This window comes from Saccharothrix algeriensis (assembly GCF_016907655.1).
Classification (GTDB): Bacteria; Actinomycetota; Actinomycetes; order Mycobacteriales; family Pseudonocardiaceae; genus Actinosynnema; species Actinosynnema algeriense.
In genome coordinates this window covers 5,533,067-5,553,007 of sequence record NZ_JAFBCL010000001.1, presented here as the reverse complement: position 1 = coordinate 5,553,007, position 19,941 = coordinate 5,533,067, and the positions used below count along the sequence as shown (strand labels likewise).

The following is a 19,941-nucleotide window of genomic DNA, read 5'->3' as shown; positions in this document are numbered from 1 at the left end:
CTCTCCTAGCGGTGGGCGGCCTCCAGGTGGTGGAAATTGGACTAGACCACAGCCGGGGTGTCAAGGACCGATCGCGCCCGCCGCCCGCCACGACCGGCGGCGTGACCACCCGGCTACGCTGCGTTCGCACTGGTGGGGGCCTCGTCGAGGCGGGGAAAAACCACCACTTCCCCGCGCCGGCGGGATACCGTTCCGGGGGTGCAGATCCCGTGGAGAGCCGCGCCGCGCGCCGCGTTGTCGAGCCCGCTGACCCTGCTGGTCAGCCTGGTCACCGCGCTCCTGCTCAGCTTCGTCGTGGCCGCCGCGGTGATGCACTCCGCCACCTCCGGCAGCGCCGCGGTCGACTACCAGGGCGACCGGCTGTGCGAGGAGGCCCTGCACCCCTCGCTGGAGATGAGCCTGCCGCCCGACCGGGTGGCGCCGGCGCTGGACGCCGTGCGCGGGTCCGCCGGCGACCGGCCCGTCCTGGCCGCCACCTACACGCGCGAGGCGCGCGCCGACTTCGGCGGCGGGCGCACCTACGCCAAGTTCGGCTTCCGGCCGGGCGCGACCGACCACCTGACCGTCCTGCAGGGCGGCTCCAAGGACGGCCTGTGGGTGCCCCAGAGCATCGCCAGGACCACGGACCTGAAGCTGGGCGAGCGCGGCATGGGCGGCCGGCTGCCACCGGTCACCGCCGTCTACGCCGACCTGCGCGACCCGCTCGACCCGTGGTGGTGCTCCGAGCGGCAGTACGTGATCCCGAACCGGCTCGCCCGCATCGACTACCTGACGGCCGTGGTGTGGATGCCCAGCGCCGAGTCCTTCGCCGAGCTGCCGCCGGAGCTGGCCCCCGTGGTCGACGTGACCGTCCGCTACCCCAACCCCGCGCCGCGGACGGTGGACGAGGCGGAGGAGCTGCTGGCCGCCGGCACCGCGCGGGTGCGGCCCTTCGAGGGCCCGGGGGTCCGCGTCCTGTCGCCGCTGGTGCTGCCGGTGGAGAACGCGCGCCAGACCGTCGCCAACGTCCGCTCCGCCATCCTCCCGCTGACCCTGATCAGCCTGCTGATCGGCCTGGCCGGGGTCGCGACGGTGACCGCCCAGTGGGCGCAGCGCCGGCACACCGAGCTGCGGCTGCTGTGGGTGCGCGGCGCGGGCCCGGCGGCGCTGGGCGCGCGCGGGCTGCTCGAACTGGGCCTGCCGCTGGTGGCCGGCGGCCTGCTGGGGCTGGGCGTCGCCCACCTGCTGCTCCCCCTCTACGCGCCCTCGACCGCGCTGCCGCCGGGCACGACCGCCGCCGCCGCGCTGGCGGTGGCGGTCGTCGTCGTGCTCGGCGTCGCGGTCACCTGGGCCACCGCCGCCCTGCGCGCGCACCGCGCGTTCCAGGCCGCCGCGACCGGCGCCCGCGCCCGGCGCGCGCTGACCGCCGTGCCGTGGGAGCTGGTCACCGCCGGGCTCGCCGCGTGGGCGTGGACCCGGGTCCAGCACAGCGGCCTGGCGACCCCGCTGAAGATCGGCGGCCTGCCGCGCATCGACGCCGCCGCGCTGGCCTTCCCGCTGCTGGCCGTGCTGACCGCGGCGCTGCTGGCGGCGCGGGTGGCGCGGTGGGCGCTCAGGGCTTCGCACCGCGCGTCGATCTGGTCCAGGCCCGCCGCCCAGCTGGCGATCCGCCGCCTGGCCGCCGCCTCCGGCCCGGTGACCGGCGTGCTGCTGGTGGGCGTGCTGGCCATCGGCACGATCGCCGTCGGCACCAGCATCGCCGGCTCGCAGAAGACCGCGCTGGAGGTCAAGTCCGGCATGTACACCGGCGCGGAGAGCGTCGCCCAGGTGCCCCCGGGCACCGTGCTGCCCGAGGCGCTGCGCGGCAGCGCCACCGTCGTCGGCGTCAGCGAGTCCCACGAGCGCATGGCGCTGGTGGTGGACCCGGAGACGTTCACCGACGGGGCGTTCCCGCACGACTTCGACCCGGCGCTGCTGACCCGGCCGCTGCGGGTGGGCAGCGCGCCGGACGGCGAGGCCACCATGCCCGGCCTGCCGCCGATCCGGCCCGAGGCGCACCTGCCGACGTTCCCGAAGCTCGGCTCGGCCGGGTGGGTGGTCCCGCGCGACAGCGTGCCGTCGGCCGACGACGTCGGGGCCTGGTACGTGTGGTCGGCCAAGCCGCTGGGCGAGCTGACGCGGGCGCTGGCCGACGGCGGGGTCCAGTACCGCAACCCGGGCGAGAAGTCGAAGACCGTCGCGGGCCTGCCGTTCCTGACGATCCAGTGGACCTTCGGGTTCGTCGCGGCCGTCGGCGCGGTGCTGGCGGTGGTCGCCGCCATCGCGCTGCTGCTGGCGATCGAGGTGCGACGGCGGCAGAACGCGCTGTCCGGCGCGTTCAGCACCCGCATGGGCCTGCGGCCGGCGGCGCTGCTGTCCAGCCACCTGCTGGAGCTGGGCGCGCTGGCCGTCGCCGCCGTCGTGGTCGGCTGGGCCGCGAGCGCGCTGGGCAGCGGCTTCGCCGTGCCCCGGCTGGACCCCGCGCCCCGGCTGACCCCGACGCCGGAGCTGCCCGACGTGCTGCCCCTGCTGGCGGCGACGGTCGCGGGCAGCGCCCTGGTGGTGCTGGTGGCGGCGTGGATCGCCGTCCGCTCGGTCCGCTCGGCGCGGATCGGGGAGCTGATCCGTGGCTGACCGCGCCCCGGCGCGCGGCGAGCCGCCCCGCGACCCGCGACCCCGGCCGGGCGCCGGGGTCGCCCCGCCCGACGACAGAGGAGCCCCGGCCGTGGCCGAACACGTGATGCGCCTGCGGGACGTGGACGTCGAGTACCCGACCCCGGCCGGGGCGGTGACCGCCGTGTCCGGCGTGTCGCTGGACGTGCCCCCCGGCGGGATCACCGTGCTGGCCGGTCCGTCCGGGTCGGGCAAGTCCACGCTGCTGCGCGTGCTGAGCCTGGTGGAGCGGCCGACGCGGGGCGCCGTGGAGCTGCGCGGCGCCCCCACCGCGCGGCTGTCGTCCAGGGCGCGGCGGGAGCTGCGGCGCACGCAGGTCGCGCTGGTGTTCCAGAACCCCTCGGACAACCTGATCGGCCACCTGACCGTCGGCGACAACCTGCGCGCGGCGGCCCAGGCCGCGGGCCGGTCCGCCGCGGTGGACGAGCTGCTGGCGCGGCTCGGCCTGCCGGGCACGGCGGGGTGGAAGCCGGCGGCGCTGTCCGGCGGCCAGCAGCAGCGGCTGGCGTTCGGGTGCGCGCTGGCGCGCGGCGCGTCGGTGGTGCTGGCCGACGAGCCGACCTCGCAGCTGGACGCGGCCTCGGCGGACCTGGTGCTGGAGACGGTGGCCGACCTGGCGCGCCAGGGCGTGCCGGTGGTCGTCGCCTCGCACGACCCGCGGCTGATCTCGTTGGCGGACACCGGGTACGAGCTGCGGAACGGGGTGCTGGCGGCATGACGGCGATGAGGGCGGTGGGGCTGCGGCGCTCGTTCGAGCACGCCGGCGGCCCGGTGCACGTGCTGCGCGGGGTCGACCTGGAGGTGGCGGCGGGCGAGCTGGTGACGCTGTCCGGGCCGTCCGGGTCGGGCAAGAGCGCGCTGCTGACCGTGCTGTCCGGGTTCGACCGCGCCGACGCGGGCACGGTGGAGATGTGCGGCCGGGTGCTGACCGCGCCGCCGTCGTGGGAGCTGTGCGCGCTGCTGCCGCAGGCGCTGGGGCTGGCGACCGAGCTGACGCTCGCGGAGAACGTGGCGCTGCCGCTGCGGCTGGGCTCGGGCGGCGACGTGGGGCGCGTCGCCGAGCTGCTGGCGGAGCTGGGCATCGGGGAGCTGGGCGACCGCTACCCCGGCGAGGTGTCGTTCGGGCAGCAGCAGCGGGCCGCGCTGGCGCGGGCGGTCATCGCCTCGCCCAGGGTGCTGCTGGCCGACGAGCCGACCGCCCACCTGGACCGGGTCAGCGCGCCCGTGGCGGTGCGGGTGCTGCGGCGCGCGGCCGACGCGGGCGCGGCCGTGCTCGTCGCCACCCACCACGACGAGGTCCACCGGGCCGCCGACCGCACGGTGGCGCTGTCCGGTGGGAGGGTGGACGTAGAATAGTCGGCGATGTCCCGCCGACTCGTCGCCGTCGTCCTGGTGCTGCCGCTGGTCGCCCTGCTCCTGCTGGTGGCCGACAGCCCGTTCCCCGACCGCGTCGGGCCCGGCCGGGACGCGCCCACGGCCCTGGTGGCGATGGGCGACAGCACCATGTCGGGCGAGGGCGCGGGCTCCTACGAGCCCGGCACGGACGGCGAGGGCGACAACTGGTGCCACCGCTCCGCGAACGCGTCGGTCCACCGGATGCGGGTGCCGGGCGTCGACCGGGTGTTCAACCTGGCCTGCTCGGGCGCGAACGCCGAGCAGGTGGGCCTGACCGACCAGGTGCGCAACACGGAGGGCTCGCAGGCGCGGCAGCTGGCCCGCATCGCGCGCGAGCACCGGGTGACGACGGTCGTGGTGGCGGTCGGCGCGAACGACGACCCGCGCTTCTCCGACGTGCTCAAGGCGTGCCTGCAGGCGTGGATCCAGCGCCGCGCCGACTGCTCACCCTCCCTGGTGGACGACTGGCGGGCCCGGGTCGAGCGGATGGCGCCGAAGGTCGAACGCGCCCTGCGCGACATCCGGCAGGTCCTGCGCGACGAGGGCTACCCGCCCCGCTCGTACGCGCTGGTGCTCCAGTCCTACGCCGCGCCGGTCACCCCCGACCTGCCGGTCGACCTGCAGAACCTGTCCGGCTGTCCACTGCGGACCGCCGACCTGCGCTGGGTGCGCGACCACGCGGTGGACGAGCTGTCGGCGGGGTTGCGCAAGGCCGCGGCGGCGGTGGGCGTGCGCTTCCTGGACCTGTCGCGGGCCGGCGACCGGCGCGAGGCGTGCGCCCGCGGCCGGGACCCGGGCGCGGAGTGGTTCACCCGGCTGACGGTGGACTTCGAGGGCCTGCGCGACGAGGCCAGGGCGCACCACGCGCTGCAGGAGTCCTTCCACCCCAACGCCCGCGGCCACGAGCAGTTCGCGCGCTGCATGAGCGCGTTCCTGGCGACGTCGGTCCGCTCGGCCGCCTGCGTGGCCGACCGCGACGGCAACCTGGACCCGGTCCCGGAGCGCGACTAGCCCGCCGGGGGCGGCGGCCCACCCTCCGAATCGGACCGGAGGGCCGCGGGTCGTCGGCGCCGCCGGTCGTCGGGCCGGCGTGAGCGCGCGGAACACCACCCGGGACGAGGGCGGGCACGTCCTGCGCCCCGGGACGCCGCAGCGCCCGTCGCGGCGCCCGGCGCGGATCGCGGAAATCGGCACCGAGTGGAATAACGGCCCCCCGATCGCGGCCGTTCCCGAACCGGCAACCACCCGTTGACAATTCCCCTCCGACCGCTTTAGGTTCGGCCTCCATTGCATTTGTGCGGAACTCCCCGGGAGATGCGTCCGATGCGCGACGAGGCCATCGCAGCTGTGGTGCGCGAGTTCGGCACCCCGTGTTACGTCTACGACGAAGCGCTCATCCGGCGCAATGCGGCCAGGTTCAGCCGACTGGCCTACCCCCATCGGTCGGTCCATTTCGCTTCGATGGCGAACAACAACCCGGAATTGCTCCGCCTGGCCCGCACCCTGGGGCTGGGCGTCTTCGTCAACTCGGTGCGGCACCTGAAGCTGGCCCTGGACTGCGGGTTCGCCGCCGAGGAGATCATCTACACGTCGACCGGCGTCCGCCGCTCTGACCTGGAGCTGATCGCCGCGCTCGGGGTGCACCTCAACCTGGACTCGGTCGGCCAGCTGCGCATGTTCGGCGAACTCGCCCCGGGCCGGTCCTGCGGCATCCGGTTGAACATCGACGAGAACTCGCTGGGGAACGTCTTCATCGGTGCGGAAAGCCGCATCGGGGTGTTGGAGGCGGAGATTCCCGAGGTGCTGGAGATCGCGCGCCGGCACGATCTGCGACTGGTCGGCACGCACGTCTACCTGGGCACGAACATCGTCTCGCTGGACACCATGCTGGCCGGCGTGGAGCGCACCCTGGAACTGTCGGACCACTTCCCCGACCTGGCCTACGTCGACCTCGGCGGCGGCTTCCCGGTGCCGGAGGAGGGCGTGCCGGAATTCGACTACGAGGAGTACGACCGGCGCATCACCGGGATCTTCACCGCCTACTCCGCGGCCCGGGGACGCGAGGTCCGGCTCGTGCTGGAACCCGGCCGCGCGCTGTTCGGCGACACCGCGGTGTTCTGCACCGAGGTGCTCGACGTGAAGGTCCGGCCGGACCGCCGGCTGGTGTGCGTCGACGCCAGCGCCTCGCTGATGCCGCGCTCGCTGTTCTACGGCGAGTACAACGCGGTCGACGTGCTCGGCAAGACCGGCGACCCGATCGACGGCAAGCCCACCGACGTCGTCGGCTCGACCACCTACTCCCGGGACTTCCTCGCCAAGGGCGGCAAGCTGCCCGCCACCGAGGTGGGCGACGTGCTCGTCTTCCGCAACACCGGCAGCTACGGCTACTCGATGATGACCCAGTTCCTCGGCCAGGACGCACCCGCCGAGGTGCTGGTCGCCGCCGACGGCACGCCCAGGGTCATCCGGGAGCGCGGCGGGGCCGGGCGGTGATCGAGCTGGGCGGGTCCCGCTGGACGTTCGAGGAGATCGCCCCGGGCGAGGCGCACTGCCACCGCGTGGTCGAGGTCGTCGCCGTCGAGCGCAGCGCCGTGCAGCGGATCGAGGTGCTGGAGACCGAGAGCTACGGCCGCGGCCTGTTCCTCGACGGGCGCGTCCAGCACGTCGCCGCCGACGAGTACCTCTACAGCGAGGCCCTGGTGCACCCGGCGATGACGCTGCTCGGCGGGCGGGCCGCCAGGGTGCTGTGCGTCGGGGCGGGCCCCGGCGGCGTGGTGCGCGAGCTGCTCGGCTACCCCGGTGTCGGGGAGGTCGTCCAGGTCGAGATCGACACCGCCGTGCTGGACCTCGCCCGCAGGCACCTGCCGCACTCGCCCGCCGCGGCCAACGCCGCCGACCCCCGGTTCCGGCTGGTGGTCGCCGACGCGCTGGCCTACCTCGAACGCGGCGACGAGCCGTTCGACCTGGTGGTCAACGACCTCAGCGAGCCGTTCGACGGCAGCCCCGCCGCCCGGCTGTTCGGCGCGGAGGCGTTGCGGCTGGTCCGGTCGCGGCTGCGGCCCGGCGGGCTGTACGCGTCGTGGGCCGGGTCGGCGGGGCCGCGGTCGTGGGCCCTGGCGGCCCGCATCGCCGCCGAGGTCCGCTCGGTGTTCCCCCACACCTGCGAGTACGTGGTGCACACCCAGTCCTACGGGACGGTGTGGCTGGACGTGATCGGCGCGACGGCGCCGGTGGACCCGCTCGCGCCGACGCCCGCGCGCATCGACGGGCAGCTCGCCGAGACCCTGCGCGCGCCCACCCGGTTCTACGACGGGATCACCCACCACCACATGTTCCACGTCCCCAAGGACATCCGCGCCGCGCTGGCCGAGCCCGGCGACGCGTCGACCCCCATCGGCCTGGCGGTGAAGGTGGGTGGCACGTCGTGACCGCGCACGACCACCCGGACGCGGCCGAGGACTTCGACGCCGTCGCCGCCCTCTACGACGGCGCGATGGAGGGCAACAACACCGTCCACGACCTGATCTACCCGCGCGTGTACGGCGAGGGCGGGTACGTCGGGCAGTTCAGCGACAACAGCGCCGACGAACTGGTGGCCATGGCCGCGGCGATGGACCTGGGGCCGGGCTCGCGCGTGCTGGACGTCGGCTGCGGGACCGCACCGGTCGCCGCCCTGTTCGCCCGGCGGTTCGACTGGCGGGTCACGGGCATCGACGTCTCGGCGACGCCGCTGGCCAAGGGGCGGGAGCGGATCGCCGCGGCCGGCCTGGGCGACCGGGTGCGGCTGGTGCACGGCGAGGTCTACCGGCAGGCGTTCGACCACCCCTTCGACGGCGCCTACGGCACCGGCGCCTTCTGCCACTTCGACCCCGCCCGGCTGTTCGCCCGCTGCGCCGCGCTGCTGCGGCCGGGCGGGCGGCTGGCGTTCATGGAGCGGGTGCGCACCGGCGGGTTCACCGCGCGGGAGTGGCGGCACCTGACCGCCGAGTGGGCCTGCCCCACGGTCAGCACCGCCGAGGAGTACCGGTCGGCGCTGTCCGCCACCGGGTTCCGGGTGGACGAGGTCCGCGACCTCACCCCGACCTTCCGCGACTGGCAGGACCGGTCGGTGGTGGTCCGGCGGGAGCTGCGCGCCGAGATCGTCGCCCTCACCTCGGTCGACTACTACGAGACCAGCCTCCGGCTGGCCGACTACGAGAACGCGGTCACCAGGGCGGGCAAGCTCGGGTACGTGCTCGTCGTGGCCACCAACGGGGCGGGGTGAGCGCCGTGTGGCCCCGGCAGGTGGTCGAGCCGATCACGGCGCACGAGGCGCACGTCCACGAGGTGGTCGAGGTGCTCGCCGAGGGCCGGACGGCGGTCCAGGGCTACGAGATCGTGCGGCTGGGCGGGCACGGCCGTGCGATGGTCATCGAGGGCCGCGTGCAGTCCACCGAGGCCGACGAGGCGATCTACCACGAGGCGCTGCTGATGCCCGCCTTCGCGGTCGCGCCGTCGGTCGGGCGGGTGCTGTGCCTGGGCGGCGCGAACGGCGGGATGGCGCACCGGCTGCTCGCCCTGCCCGGGGTGCGGTCGGTGCTGCAGTTCGACGTCGACGCCGAGCTGCACGCGCGCTCGGTGGAGCTGCTGCCCCACCTGCACCGCGACGCGCTCGCCGACCCCCGGCTCACCGTCGAGTTCGGCCACCCCCGGGCGCTGCTCGACCGGCTGACCGGGACCTTCGACCTCGTCCTGGCCGACCTGCCCGACTCGGTGCCGGGCTCGCACGCGCCCGCGCTGTTCACCGCGGAGTTCTACGCGCGGATCCGGCGGCTGCTGGGCGGCACGGGCGTGTTCGCCACCCAGGCCGGGCCGGCCAACCCCCTCGCGCCCGAGTTCTTCGCCGGCGTGCTGCGCACCCTGCGGTCGGTGTTCCGCCACGCCACCCCCTACACCGCCGCGGTACCCTCCTTCGGCGTGCCCTGGGGCTTCGTGCTCGCCTCGGACCACGAGGCCGCCGCCGACCCGGCCGGCTCGCCCGCGGCCGGGCCACCCGGCACGATCACCACCTACGACGCCGAGACGCACCGCCACATGTTCGCCGTCCCCCGGTCGTTGCGCGCCGGCCTGGCGCGCCCGGGCCGGGTCAGCACCGACGACGACCCGCTGTGGCAGGTGTGACCGGCGACCCGGTCGAGCGCGGGAGGCGCAGCGGTGCGAGGCACAACGGCGGTGACGGCGGGCGTCGCGGTCGGCGTCCTGGCGAACATGGCGTGGGGGCTGGCGTTCCTGGTCCCGGTGCTGCTCGCCGAGTTCGACCCGGTGGTGATCACGGTGGGCCGCTACCTGTGCTACGGCCTGGTGTCGCTGGTCCTGGTCGTGGTGACCCGCAACCGGCTGCGCTACCCGCTGCCCGTCTGGCGCTCGGCCGTGCTGTTCGCCGTCGCGGGCAACGTCGGCTACTACTTCTTCGTCGTGCAGGGCGTCGCCCTGGTCGGGGCGCCGGTGGTCGCCGTCGTCATCGGCACGCTGCCGGTCACCGTCGCCCTGTACGGCAACCTGCGGCACCGCGACCACCCGTTCCGCCGGCTCGTCCCGTCCCTGCTGCTCATCGGCTGCGGCCTGGTCGTGGTGAACGCCGTGGAGGTGGACTGGTCCGGCGCGAGCGGGCGCGGCCTGGCCGGGCAGCTGCTCGGCGTCGGCTGCGCGGTGGTGGCGCTGGCGCTGTGGACGTGGTTCGGCGTGGCCAACGCGACCTTCCTCAAGGCCAACCCCGCCATCTCCTCGGCGGAGTGGTCCACCCTCGTCGGGGTGGCCACGCTGGCGCTCTCGGCGCTGGCCACGCCGTTCCTGCTCGGCCGCGACGTGGCCGGGCCCGGGGCGCGGCTGTGGTGGCTCGTGCTGGGCAGCCTCGTGCTGGGCCTGGTGGTCTCGTGGGGCGGCACCCTGCTGTGGAACCGGGCGTCCACCCTGCTGCCGGTGTCGGTGGCGGGTCAGCTGATCGTGTTCGAGACGCTGTCCGGCCTCGCCTACGTCTACCTCGCCACCTCGCGCGTCCCGCCGTGGTTGGAGGTCGTGGGCATCGCGCTGGTGGTGGCGGGCGTGCTGATCGCCCTGCGCAGCGCCCGGCGCGCGGACCCGGCGGTGCCCGCGAGCCCCGACGGCGCGGCCTGACCCCCGCGCCGGGCGCTCAGAGGTCCGCCAGGGCCGTGACCGGGGACTCCACGCAGTCCGCCACGAAGCGCAGGAACCCGCCCGCCGTGCCGCCGTCGCACACCCGGTGGTCGAAGGCCAGGGTCAGCTGGGCGACCTTGCGGACCGCCACCTGCCCGTCGACCGCCCAGGGCCGGTCGACGACGCGCCCGATCCCCAGGATCGCCGCCTCCGGGTGGTTGATGATCGCGGCCGAACCGTCCACGCCGAAGACGCCGTAGTTGTTGACCGTGAAGGTGCCGCCGGTCAGGTCGGCGGGCGCGATCCGGCCCTCCCGCGCGGAGGCCGCGAGCCCCGTGATCGCCTCGGCCAGCGCGGCGGTGGTCAGCGCGTGCGCGTCGCGGACGACCGGGACCACCAGGCCGCGGTCGGTCTGGGCGGCGAAACCCAGGTGGACCTCGTCCAGCACCACGACCTCGTCGCCCTCGACCCGGGAGTTCAGCTCCGGGAACTTCTTCAGGCCCAGCACGGTGAAGCGGGCCAGCAGGCCCAGCAGCGACACCGACGGCAGCGCGGCGCGCGCGGCCAGCAGGCCGGTCGCGTCGACGTCCACCCACACCGTCGCCTCGGGGATCTCGCGGCGGGAGGTGGCCAGCTTGGCCGCGACCGCGCCGCGCAGGCCGCGCAGCGGGATGCGGCGGCCCGACGACGGCCGCGGCTGCTCGGCCGGCCGGGCAGCCAGCTCCCGCTCCACGTCCGCGCGGCGGATCACGCCGCCGGGGCCGGTGCCCGCGATGCGCTCCAGGACCAGGCCGTTCTCCTTCGCCAGCCGCCGCACGATCGGCGAGATGACCGCCGGGGCGTCGGGGCGGGCCGGCGCGCCCGGACCGGGCGCGCCGGACTCGGCCGGGCCGGGCGCGGCCGGTCCGGACCCGGCCGGGCCGGGTGCGGCCGGGCCGGGTGCGGCCGGGGCGGGCGTTGTCGAGGCGGGCGCGGGAGGAGCGGGTGCGGGCCGGGAGTCGTCCGCGGGCGCGGAGGTCGGCGCGGAGGCCCGGTCCACCTGGGCGGGCACGACCGCGGCCCGGCCCGGCCCCCGCCGGTTGGCGCGGCGGCGGCGCGGCGACTCGGAGGTGCCGTAGCCGATCAGCACGTTGCCCGAGCCGGACGAGCCGGACGAGCCGGCCGGTTCCCCGCCGCCCACCGACAGCAGCACCGAGCCGACGGCCAGCTTCTCCCCCGGCTCGCCGAACCGCGCGCTCACCACGCCCTCGAACGGGCACGGGACCTCGACGACCGCCTTGGCCGTCTCGACCTCCACCACGGGCTGGTCGACCGACACGTGGTCGCCCACGGACACCAGCCAGTTGACGATCTCGCCCTCGGTCAGCCCCTCGCCCAGGTCGGGCAGCCGGAAGTCAGGCACCGCGGACCCCCACGACCTCGTCGTCCCACTGGAGCCGCGCGACGGCGTCCAGGATCCGGTCCACGCTCGGCAGGTGGTGCTCCTCCAGCTTGGGCGGCGGGTAGGGGATGTCGAAACCGGTCACCCGCAGCACGGGCGCGTGCAGGTGGTGGAAGCAGCGCTCGGTCACCCGCGCCACGACCTCCGCCCCGTACCCGCCGAACCCGGCGGCCTCGTGCACGACCACGGCCCGGCCGGTCCGGCGCACCGACGCGCACACCGTCTCGTCGTCGAACGGCGACAGCGACCGCAGGTCCACGACCTCCACGTCCCAGCCCTCCTCCCGCGCCGCCTCGGCGGTCTCCAGGGCGGTGGCCACCATCGGCCCGTAGGCGATCAGCGTCACGTCGTCGCCGGGCCGCCGCACCACGGCCCGGTCCATCGGCACGACCTCGTCCGACAGCTCGCCCTTGGCCCAGTACCGCCGCTTGGGCTCCAGGAAGATCACCGGGTCGGGCGAGGCGATCGAGTCGCGCAGCAGCCGGTAGGCGTCGTCGGGGGTGCCGGGCGTGACGACGGTGAGGCCGGGGGTGTGCGCGTAGTACGCCTCCGACGAGTCGCAGTGGTGCTCGACGCCGCCGATCCCGCCGCCGTAGGGCACCCGGACGACCACCGGCAGCGACACCCGGCCGCGGGTGCGGTTGCGCAGCTTGGCCAGGTGGCTGGTGATCTGCTCGAACGCCGGGTAGGCGAACGCGTCGAACTGCATCTCCACCACCGGCCGCAGGCCGTTCATGGCCATGCCGATCGCCGTGCCGACGATGCCGGACTCGGCCAGCGGCGTGTCGAACACCCGGTCCTCGCCGAACCGCGCCGCCAGCCCGTCGGTCACCCGGAACACCCCGCCCAGCGGCCCGACGTCCTCGCCGAACACCAGCACGCTCGGGTCCCGGTCCAGCGCGTCGGCCAGCGCCCGGTTCAGCGCGCCCGCCATGGACACGGTCATGCCAGCTCCTCCGCCAGCGCGGCGGCCTGCTCCCGCAGGTGCCGGGTGGGGGTGGCGTAGACGTGCTCGAACAGCGACGCCGGGTCGCCGGGCCGGTCGGCGTTCAGCCCGGCCCGCACCGACGCCGCGAACTCCTCCGCCTCGGCCGCCACCGCCGACCGGCGGTCGGCGTCGAGCAGGCCGCGCGCGGTCAGGTAGGTCTCGACGCGGTCCACCGGGTCGCGGTCCAGCCACGCGGCGACCTCGTCGGAGGCCCGGTAGCGGTTGGCGTCGTCGGCGTTGGTGTGCGCCTCGATCCGGTAGGTCACCGCCTCGACCAGCGTCGGGCCGCCCGCCTCCAGCGCCTCGCGCACCACGGCGTAGACGGCCGCGACGTCGTTGCCGTCCACCAGCACCGACGGCACGCCGTAGCCGACGCCCTTGTGCGCCAGCGACGGGGCGGCGGTCTGCTTGGCCAGCGGGACGCTGATCGCGTAGCCGTTGTTCTGCACCAGGAACACCACCGGCGCCCGCCAGACCCCGGCGAAGTTCAGCGCCTCGTGCGTGTCGCCCTCCGACGTGGCGCCGTCGCCGAGCATCACCAGGGCCGCCGCGTCCTCGCCCTTGAGCCGCGCGGCGTGGGCGAACCCGACGGCGTGCAGGGTGTTGGTGGCCAGCGGGGTGCACTGCGGGCCGACGCGGTGCTCGTAGGGGTCGTAGCCCAGGTGCCAGCCGCCCTGGAGCAGGGTCAGCGTCCCGACCGGGTCCACCCCCCTGGTCACCAGCGCGACCGAGTCGCGGTAGGTGGGGAACAGCCAGTCCTGCTCGCGCAGCGCCAGCACGGCCCCGACCTCGCACGCCTCCTGCCCGCGCGACGACGGGTAGACCGCGAGCCGGCCCTGCTTGGTCAGCGCGGTGGCCTGGGTGTCGAAGCGGCGGCCGACGACCATGCGCCGGTGCAGCTCCAGCAGCACGTCGTCGTCGGGCATCGCCAGCGGCGCGTCCCGCACCGGCGAGCCGTCCTTGCGCAGCAGCGACAGGGGTTCCTCGGTCGGCAGCAGCGACCGCTCCCGGGTGCGGGCCATGGCTCCTCCGGCGCTCGTGGGCTGGGTGAGGGCATGGTCCAGGTCACACTGGCCAATGTTCCAGACCCGAGCCGGAATTCCGGACGAATGGCCGCGCGAACGGGTTAGGGTCGGCCACGTGACGCCCAGACCTGGACATCCTGCACCGCTCGACGAGACCGACCGGCGACTGGTCGAGCAGCTGCGGGCGGACGGCCGGCTGTCCATGCGGGCGCTCGCCGAGCGGTTGCACATCTCCCGCGCGAGCGCCTACTCCCGGGTGGAGCGGCTGCACCGGGACGGCGTGATCACCGGCTACACGGCGGTGGTCGACCCGGAGCGCTACGGCTTCGGCATCTCGGCCTACGTCTACCTCAAGATCAGCCAGCACTCGTGGAAGGCCGTGCGGCAGCGGGTGCTGGAGATCCCGGAGGTGTGGCACGGCGCGCTGGTGTCCGGCGACTACGACCTGGTGCTGCTGGTGCGCGCTCCGGACGCGCACAGCCTGCGCGACCTGGTGCTGTCCCGGCTCCAGACGATGCCCGACGTGACCTCCAGCCACACCGTGCTCATCCTCGACGAGCTGCCCGCCGACGGCCACCAGCCGGAGCTCTGACCGGGGCCGGCGGCGCGGTGCTCACCAGCCGAAGTTCTGGGTCCAGTAGATCCCGTAGGACCCGCCGCGGGCCATGCCGACGCCCAGCGACTTCAGCTTGCAGTTGAGGATGTTCGCGCGGTGGCCGGGCGAGTCCATCCAGCCCTTCACCACGGCCTCGGGGGTGCGCTGGCCGGCGGCGATGTTCTCCGCGCCCGGCGCGGGGTGGCCGGCGGCCTTGACGCGGTCGGCGAAGCCGCGCCCGTCCCGGGACCTGTGGTCGAAGTAGTCCTGCGCGGCCATGTCGGCGCTGTGGCCGCGGGCGGCCTGGGCCAGCCGCTGGTCGGCGGCCAGCGCCGGGCAGCCGTTGGCGGCGCGCTCGGCGTTGGTCAGGTCGAGCACCGCGGCCTCGGCGACCGCCACCTCGTCGCGGGCCGGCGTCACGGCCTCGGGCCGCGGCGCGGGCTCCGGTTCGGGGGCGGGCGCGGGCTGCGGCGGCGCCTGCCCGGCCGGGGTGGGCGCCTGCCCGACGGGGGAGGTGGTCGCGGGGGCGGACGTGGCGGGGGCGGACGGGCTCGTGGCGCTCGACGGGGCGGCCGGGCTCACCGAGGGGGCCGACGGGACCGACGGGGCGTCGGCGTTCGAGGTGGTGCGGACCGTGGTGGTGGCCGTGGCGGTCACCAGGCCGACGTCGCCGGACGCGCCGCACCCGGCGAGGGCCAGTCCGGCCAGGGTGAGGACGACGGGCAGTGCACTGCTCATGCGCGACACGCGGAGGACCTCATCTGCATTCGGCGGCTTTTCGGGCGCGGCGACCGCGCGGGCGCTTCTTCGCAGGGAAAGCGCGCGCGGTCGCCGCACCGAGCGGGGAACCGGGCGGACCGGGCAAGGGGAGGGGAGCGCTGCGGTCGGCCACAATTCCGGAAATGACCTTATCCGCCTTGGCGGCATTGTCAACACACCGATTATTTAAGGTTTATTTAAAGGTCGCATGAGGTCGCGGAAAGAAACCGGCGGCTAGCCTGGGTGCTCCGGCGTCCGGGTCAGGTGGAGTTGGACCCGGGTGCCCCCGAGCGGGCCGCGGTCGACGACCAGCGAGCCCCCGGTGGACTCGGCTGCGCGGCGGGCGATGTCGAGTCCGAGACCGGTGGAGCCGGCGCTGCTGCTTCCACGGCGCAGCGCCGTCTCCAGGTCCTCGATGCCCGGTCCGGCGTCCTCGATGACGACCACCACCCGGTCCGGCTGGTGGAACAGGGCCACGACGAACCCGACGCCCTCGGGCGTGTGCCGGAAGATGTTGCCCAGCACCGCGTCCATCGCGGCGGCCAGGTCGGTGCGGGTCAGCGGGACGAACGCGCTGCGCTCGGTGCCCCGCGAGTTCCACCGCCGCTGCTGGTCGTCGGCCAGCGCGGACCAGAACACCAGCCGGTCGTGCACGACCTGCGCGGCGTCGCACCGGCCGCCGGCCGGGTCGTCCAGCTCGCGGCGGGCGGCCCGGATCAGCTCGTTGACCTCGCGCTCCAGCGCGTGCACGGCCTGCCGCACGCGGTTGGCGCCCGGGTCCGCGCCGAGGGTCTCGGAGTCCAGCCGCAGCGCGGTCAGCGGCGTGCGCAGCCGGTGCGACAGGTCGGCCAGGAACTCCCGCTCGGCCGCCACCAGCTGCCCGATCCGGTCGGCCATCCGGTTGAACGCGCCGCCGGCGTCGGCCAGCTCGGGCGGCCCGGAGGGCGTGACCCGCGCCGCCAGGTCGCCCTCCTCCATCCGCCGGGCGCCCTCGGCCAGCGACCCGGCGGCCCGCACCACCCGCGCACCCAGCCGGTCGGCCACCAGCACCGAGGCCAGCACCAGCGACACCGCCACACCGCTGAGCGCCAGCCACGCCGGGACCACCCCGCGCGACAGCTCGGCCTCGACCACGAACGCCTCCACCACCGCGACCCGCCCCCGGTCGAGCAGGACCGGCTGCACGTGCACCAGCCCGCCCGGCACGTCCGCGGTGAACGCGCGCCCCTCCTCGCGGGCCTCCCGCAGCTGCTCGGCGGTCGCCCTGGCCGTGCCGACGACCCCGCCCTCGGCCAGGTGCACGGCCACCCGACCGCCCACCGAGGCCAGCGCCTGCTCCACCCGCGCCGGGTCGGCGGTGATGACGAGGACCGGCGTCAGCGCCCCGGCCTGCCGCTCGGCGTCGGTCTTCGCCCGGTCCTGCGCGAGCTGCTGCACCACCAGGGCCAGCGGGATCAGGAAGGCCAGCGCCACCATCGACGTGACGGCCAGCGAGACCAGGGCGAGCGACCTCCTCACTCGACCGCCGTCAACTTGAACCCGACACCGCGCACGGTGTGCAGGTAGCGCGGCCGGGCCGCCCGCTCCCCCATCTTGCGCCGCAGCCAGGACAGGTGGACGTCCAGCGTCTGGTCGTCGTGCCGGCCGGGCAGGTTCCACAGGTTGGCCAGCAGCTCGGCGCGCGGCACGACCTTGCCCTCGCGCGCGGCGAGGTAGGCCAGCAGGTCGAACTCCTTGCGGGTCAGGTTCAGCTCCCGCCCGGCCAGCCGCGCCTCCCGCCGGTCGAGGTCGACTGACAGCTCGCCGATGCGGATCGGCTCGGCCGCCGCGTCGTCCTTGCGCGCGCGCCGCAGCACCGCCGACAACCGCGCGGCCAGGTGCTCGCTGGAGAACGGCTTGACCAGGTAGTCGTCCGCTCCCGCGTTGAGCAGCCGCACGATCTCCGCCTCGTCGTCACGGGCGGTCGCGACGATGACCGGCACGTCGCACACCCCGCGCATCATCCGCAACGCGTCCGCTCCGTCCACGTCCGGCAACCCCAGGTCGAGCACCACCAGGTCGAAGGCGGACGCGGTGATCTCCCGCAACGCCTCCAACGCCGTGCCCACCGGCAGCACGGCGTGACCCAACCCCGTCAGCGCACGGGTCACCGCCGACCGGACCACCTGGTCGTCTTCGACGAGCAGCACCGAGACCATGGCGCGCACCGTAACGCCACCCAGCCCGAACGGGTGAACACGGCCGGCAGCACCCCCGCCAACGACCGACGCCACGACTCCAGCTTTTGGCTTTCGGGTTTCCGGCACGCCCCGTACAGACCGGTCGCCTCGTGTTCTCCCCGTATGGCCTGCCCGGAGGGCTACCATGCTTTTCCTGGGGGTGCAAGCACGCTTTTCGCTTGCACCCCCAGGAAAAGCATGGTCGTCTTTGACAGGCCATGCGGGGAGAACACGACCGCTGTTTCTTTTCCTTCTCCTTGGCGGCCTGCCTGTCCGGCGAGGACTCTTTTTCTTTTCAGCTTCGGGCTCTACGGCACCAATTCTTACCCAGATCGGTGCGCGACCCAAGTAAGAAGAGCGGCCGAGAGGCCCCCAAGGAGGAGGAAAAAGAAAGAGCGGTCGTGTTCTCCTCCCCGCACGGCCTGCCGGAGGCAATCATGGTTGTCGGGGGGCGTCAAGCGAAAAGCGTGCTTGACGCCCCCCGACAACCATGATCGGGCTGCGCCCAGGCCGTACGGGGAGGAGAACACGAAGGCACCGGTGTGTGCACTGGGTGCAGCACGGCTGCGTGCGAGGTGCACGAGGTGCGCCACCGCTGCATGCAAGCGCGAGGTGCGCCGCCTTGCGTGGAAAGTGCGAAAAGTGTGCTGGTCAGCGGAACAGCGGGCGGCCTGGGGTTCGGTGTGGCGGGTTCGCCGGCAGGATGACCGGGTGACCAGGGGACTCCAGTACTTCGCGGCGTGGTCGGCGTCGACCGCCGTCGCCGTGGCGCTGTCCTGGCTGGGCATCCGGTCCGTGCTGGAGGCGGGTGTGCCCGAGCGCCCGCGCCTGGTGGCCGGGCCGGTCGAGCAGTCCACCGCGCTCCCCACGACGACCACCACGACCGCCGTCACCACCACACCCGTCGCCACCACCACGACCACCGCGCAGGCCATGGCCGTGACCACCGAGCCGCCCACCACGACGACCACGCCGGCGACCACCACCACGACCGCCACACCGCTGCCGTCCGAACAGGGCACGTGGAGCGTGCAGGACGGCCGGCAGGTCTACATGCGCAGCTTCCGGCTCCAAGGAGGGGTGGCGGCGATCAGCTTCTCCCCCGACAACATGGAGCCCATCTCCGCCACGCCCCGGCAGGGCTTCGCGGTCAGCGTCGAGCAGCCGGCCGCCGCCGTGGTGGTCGAGTTCGCGAGTCCCGACCACCGCTCCCGGCTGGAGGCGACCTGGGTCGGCGGCGGTCCCCAGTGGCGCATCATCGAGACCGCCTGACCGGTCCCACCGCCACCGCCGGCGGGGTTCGGTGCGGTGCGCGCCCCTCGCACCGGCCGGGGCCGGGTGGTTCGATCAACGCATGACGCACGCCGGCGAAGCGCACCGCGAAGACCTGTCCGAACGCCTCAACTGGCTGCGCGCCGGCGTGCTCGGGGCCAACGACGGCATCGTCTCGACCGCGGGCCTGGTGGTGGGCGTCGCCGGGGCGACCACCGACCGCACCGCGATCTTCGCCGCCGGGATCGCGGGCCTGGTGGCCGGCGCGCTGTCGATGGCGGGTGGCGAGTACGTGTCGGTGAGCACCCAGCGGGACACCGAGCGGGCGGCGCTGAAGCTGGAGGAGCGCGAGCTGCGGGAGATGCCCGAGGAGGAGGAGCGGGAACTCGCGGACATCTACCAGGACAAGGGGCTGTCACCGGACCTGGCGGCCAGGGTCGCGCGCGAGCTGACCGAGCAGGACGCGCTGCGGGCGCACGCCGAGGCCGAGCTGCAGATCGACCCGGACAACCTGACCAGCCCCTGGCACGCGGCGTGGGCCTCGCTGGTGTCGTTCGCGGTGGGGGCGCTGATCCCGCTGGTGGCGATCCTGCTGCCGCCGACCGCCTGGCGGGTGTGGGCGTGCGGGGTCGCGGTGCTGGTCGGCCTGGCGCTGACCGGTGTGATCAGCGCGCGGCTGGGCGCCAGCCGGGCGTGGCGGGCGGTGCGGCGCAACGTCGTGGTCGGGTCGTTGACCATGGTGGTGACCTACTACGTCGGCCTGCTGTTCGGCGTCGCGATCGGTTAGTGGTGCCGCGATCGGTGAGCGGCGGCGCGCCGCGCGGTGCCGGGCCGCCCGCCGCCGAGTGCGCCCGAACGGGGCAACTTCGGGAAAACCGGCCCGCAGAGGTGTGGACCACCCGCCGCGGGGGTAACCGCGACGGACCCGGTGCCGCGGGAGGCGCCGGAACGCAGCGGAGGTGCCTGTCGTGACCCACCCACCGACCACCCTGTTCGCCCCGCGCACGATCAGAGCCGAGCGGCGGCTCTGGACGGTGCTCGCCGCGCTGTTCGTGCTGGTCGCCGGGGTCAACAGCATCCTCGCCCTGAGCGAGGCCGAGTGGTGGCAGGGGGCCGTCGCCGCCCTGTTCGCCCTCGCCGCCGCCGGCTGCGCGTGGGTCGCGCGGCGCTCGCGCGGCTGAACCAGCACCCCGGGGCGACCCCGCGCCCGGACCGGCTCCCGCGCCTGCCGCTGCGCCCGCACCCGCTGCTGCGCCCGCACCCCAGGCCCGAGCCCGCATCCGGCCCCGTCCCACGTCCCCGGCCCGACCCGGCCCGCACCGATGCGGTCACGCCCCGCGCACCCGCGCCGGCACCCGCGCGACCGGAGCCCGTGCCCGTGCGCCCCGGCCCGGCCGAGCCCG

19 protein-coding genes are annotated in these 19,941 nt (G+C 74.9%); 13 read left to right on the top strand and 6 right to left on the bottom strand.

The annotated features are described in order from the left end of the window. The first annotated feature begins 198 nt into the window (after nt 1-198). The 9 genes from JOE68_RS25440 (at nt 199) to JOE68_RS25400 (ending at nt 10,239) form a co-directional block, all read left to right on the top strand. Nucleotides 199-2,652 carry an ABC transporter permease gene (locus JOE68_RS25440; protein ID WP_204844811.1) on the top strand — a complete coding sequence of 818 codons (2,454 nt, stop codon included), beginning with the start codon at nt 199-201 and terminating at the stop codon, nt 2,650-2,652. 106 nt (nt 2,653-2,758) lie between these two features. Continuing rightward, complete coding sequence (locus JOE68_RS25435; RefSeq protein ID WP_204846285.1) at nt 2,759-3,409, top strand: ABC transporter ATP-binding protein; 651 nt, start codon at nt 2,759-2,761, stop codon at nt 3,407-3,409. Continuing rightward, nucleotides 3,406-4,047, top strand: coding sequence for an ABC transporter ATP-binding protein (locus JOE68_RS25430; protein WP_204844810.1), 642 nt, complete (start codon nt 3,406-3,408; stop codon nt 4,045-4,047). The genes JOE68_RS25435 and JOE68_RS25430 overlap by 4 nt, the downstream gene beginning before the upstream one ends. A 6-nt stretch (nt 4,048-4,053) precedes the next feature. Beyond that, the gene (locus JOE68_RS25425) at nt 4,054-5,097 is read left to right on the top strand and encodes a GDSL-type esterase/lipase family protein (protein WP_204844809.1); all 1,044 of its coding nucleotides are present in this window, start codon (nt 4,054-4,056) and stop codon (nt 5,095-5,097) included. A 303-nt stretch (nt 5,098-5,400) separates the two neighbouring features. After that, complete coding sequence (locus JOE68_RS25420; RefSeq protein ID WP_307819889.1) at nt 5,401-6,579, top strand: diaminopimelate decarboxylase family protein; 1,179 nt, start codon at nt 5,401-5,403, stop codon at nt 6,577-6,579. Further along, a complete protein-coding gene (locus tag JOE68_RS25415; RefSeq protein ID WP_204844806.1) occupies nt 6,576-7,514 on the top strand; it encodes a spermine/spermidine synthase domain-containing protein in 939 nt (312 codons plus the stop codon). Before JOE68_RS25420 ends, JOE68_RS25415 begins: the two co-directional genes overlap by 4 nt. After that, the gene (locus tag JOE68_RS25410) at nt 7,511-8,350 is read left to right on the top strand and encodes an SAM-dependent methyltransferase (protein WP_204844804.1); all 840 of its coding nucleotides are present in this window, start codon (nt 7,511-7,513) and stop codon (nt 8,348-8,350) included. The genes JOE68_RS25415 and JOE68_RS25410 overlap by 4 nt, the downstream gene beginning before the upstream one ends. Further along, the gene (locus JOE68_RS25405) at nt 8,347-9,246 is read left to right on the top strand and encodes a spermine/spermidine synthase domain-containing protein (protein ID WP_204844803.1); all 900 of its coding nucleotides are present in this window, start codon (nt 8,347-8,349) and stop codon (nt 9,244-9,246) included. The genes JOE68_RS25410 and JOE68_RS25405 overlap by 4 nt, the downstream gene beginning before the upstream one ends. A gap of 33 nt (nt 9,247-9,279) precedes the next feature. Then, nucleotides 9,280-10,239, top strand: a complete 960-nt coding sequence (locus JOE68_RS25400) for a DMT family transporter (protein WP_204844801.1) — start codon at nt 9,280-9,282, stop codon at nt 10,237-10,239. A 16-nt stretch (nt 10,240-10,255) separates the two neighbouring features. Here JOE68_RS25400 and JOE68_RS25395 read toward each other — a convergent pair whose 3' ends face one another. From JOE68_RS25395 to JOE68_RS25385, 3 genes are read right to left on the bottom strand one after another with little or no spacing between them, the layout of a single operon-like run. Beyond that, nucleotides 10,256-11,641, bottom strand: a complete 1,386-nt coding sequence (locus JOE68_RS25395; RefSeq protein WP_204844799.1) for a dihydrolipoamide acetyltransferase family protein — start codon at nt 11,639-11,641, stop codon at nt 10,256-10,258. Continuing rightward, nucleotides 11,634-12,626, bottom strand: coding sequence for an alpha-ketoacid dehydrogenase subunit beta (locus JOE68_RS25390; RefSeq protein WP_204844797.1), 993 nt, complete (start codon nt 12,624-12,626; stop codon nt 11,634-11,636). Before JOE68_RS25390 ends, JOE68_RS25395 begins: the two co-directional genes overlap by 8 nt. Further along, the gene (locus tag JOE68_RS25385) at nt 12,623-13,690 is read right to left on the bottom strand and encodes a thiamine pyrophosphate-dependent dehydrogenase E1 component subunit alpha (protein ID WP_204844795.1); all 1,068 of its coding nucleotides are present in this window, start codon (nt 13,688-13,690) and stop codon (nt 12,623-12,625) included. The genes JOE68_RS25390 and JOE68_RS25385 overlap by 4 nt, the downstream gene beginning before the upstream one ends. A 118-nt stretch (nt 13,691-13,808) precedes the next feature. Between JOE68_RS25385 and JOE68_RS25380 the strand changes: the two genes are divergently transcribed. After that, nucleotides 13,809-14,285: an Lrp/AsnC family transcriptional regulator gene (locus tag JOE68_RS25380; RefSeq protein WP_307819888.1), complete on the top strand. Its 477-nt coding sequence runs from the start codon at nt 13,809-13,811 to the stop codon at nt 14,283-14,285. A gap of 21 nt (nt 14,286-14,306) precedes the next feature. On the opposite strand, the gene JOE68_RS25375 is transcribed toward JOE68_RS25380, so the two are convergent. The 3 genes from JOE68_RS25375 to JOE68_RS25365 all read right to left on the bottom strand — a co-directional run bounded on the left by JOE68_RS25375 (nt 14,307) and on the right by JOE68_RS25365 (nt 17,245). After that, a complete protein-coding gene (locus JOE68_RS25375; RefSeq protein WP_239562349.1) occupies nt 14,307-15,026 on the bottom strand; it encodes a CAP domain-containing protein in 720 nt (239 codons plus the stop codon). Between the two features lie 255 nt (nt 15,027-15,281). Next, nucleotides 15,282-16,565 carry a HAMP domain-containing sensor histidine kinase gene (locus JOE68_RS25370; RefSeq protein ID WP_204844790.1) on the bottom strand — a complete coding sequence of 428 codons (1,284 nt, stop codon included), beginning with the start codon at nt 16,563-16,565 and terminating at the stop codon, nt 15,282-15,284. Continuing rightward, complete coding sequence (locus JOE68_RS25365; RefSeq protein ID WP_204844788.1) at nt 16,562-17,245, bottom strand: response regulator transcription factor; 684 nt, start codon at nt 17,243-17,245, stop codon at nt 16,562-16,564. The genes JOE68_RS25370 and JOE68_RS25365 overlap by 4 nt, the downstream gene beginning before the upstream one ends. A gap of 732 nt (nt 17,246-17,977) precedes the next feature. Between JOE68_RS25365 and JOE68_RS25360 the strand changes: the two genes are divergently transcribed. From JOE68_RS25360 to JOE68_RS25350, 3 genes are all read left to right on the top strand, one after another. Beyond that, complete coding sequence (locus tag JOE68_RS25360) at nt 17,978-18,538, top strand: hypothetical protein (RefSeq protein ID WP_204844786.1); 561 nt, start codon at nt 17,978-17,980, stop codon at nt 18,536-18,538. A gap of 82 nt (nt 18,539-18,620) precedes the next feature. Beyond that, nucleotides 18,621-19,325, top strand: coding sequence for a VIT1/CCC1 transporter family protein (locus JOE68_RS25355; RefSeq protein ID WP_204844784.1), 705 nt, complete (start codon nt 18,621-18,623; stop codon nt 19,323-19,325). Between the two features lie 181 nt (nt 19,326-19,506). Beyond that, nucleotides 19,507-19,719 carry a hypothetical protein gene (locus JOE68_RS25350; RefSeq protein WP_204844781.1) on the top strand — a complete coding sequence of 71 codons (213 nt, stop codon included), beginning with the start codon at nt 19,507-19,509 and terminating at the stop codon, nt 19,717-19,719. The last annotated feature ends 222 nt before the right edge of the window (nt 19,720-19,941 follow it).

Coding starts and splice junctions, on each gene's coding strand:
- JOE68_RS25435 (WP_204846285.1), top strand. CDS start 2,759: ATGCGCCTGCGGGACGTGGACGTCGAGTACCCGACCCCGGCCGGGGCG.
- JOE68_RS25430 (WP_204844810.1), top strand. CDS start 3,406: ATGACGGCGATGAGGGCGGTGGGGCTGCGGCGCTCGTTCGAGCACGCC.
- JOE68_RS25425 (WP_204844809.1), top strand. CDS start 4,054: ATGTCCCGCCGACTCGTCGCCGTCGTCCTGGTGCTGCCGCTGGTCGCC.
- JOE68_RS25420 (WP_307819889.1), top strand. CDS start 5,401: ATGCGTCCGATGCGCGACGAGGCCATCGCAGCTGTGGTGCGCGAGTTC.
- JOE68_RS25390 (WP_204844797.1), bottom strand. CDS start 12,626: ATGACCGTGTCCATGGCGGGCGCGCTGAACCGGGCGCTGGCCGACGCG.
- JOE68_RS25385 (WP_204844795.1), bottom strand. CDS start 13,690: ATGGCCCGCACCCGGGAGCGGTCGCTGCTGCCGACCGAGGAACCCCTG.
- JOE68_RS25375 (WP_239562349.1), bottom strand. CDS start 15,026: ATGAGCAGTGCACTGCCCGTCGTCCTCACCCTGGCCGGACTGGCCCTC.
- JOE68_RS25365 (WP_204844788.1), bottom strand. CDS start 17,245: ATGGTCTCGGTGCTGCTCGTCGAAGACGACCAGGTGGTCCGGTCGGCG.
- JOE68_RS25355 (WP_204844784.1), top strand. CDS start 18,621: ATGACGCACGCCGGCGAAGCGCACCGCGAAGACCTGTCCGAACGCCTC.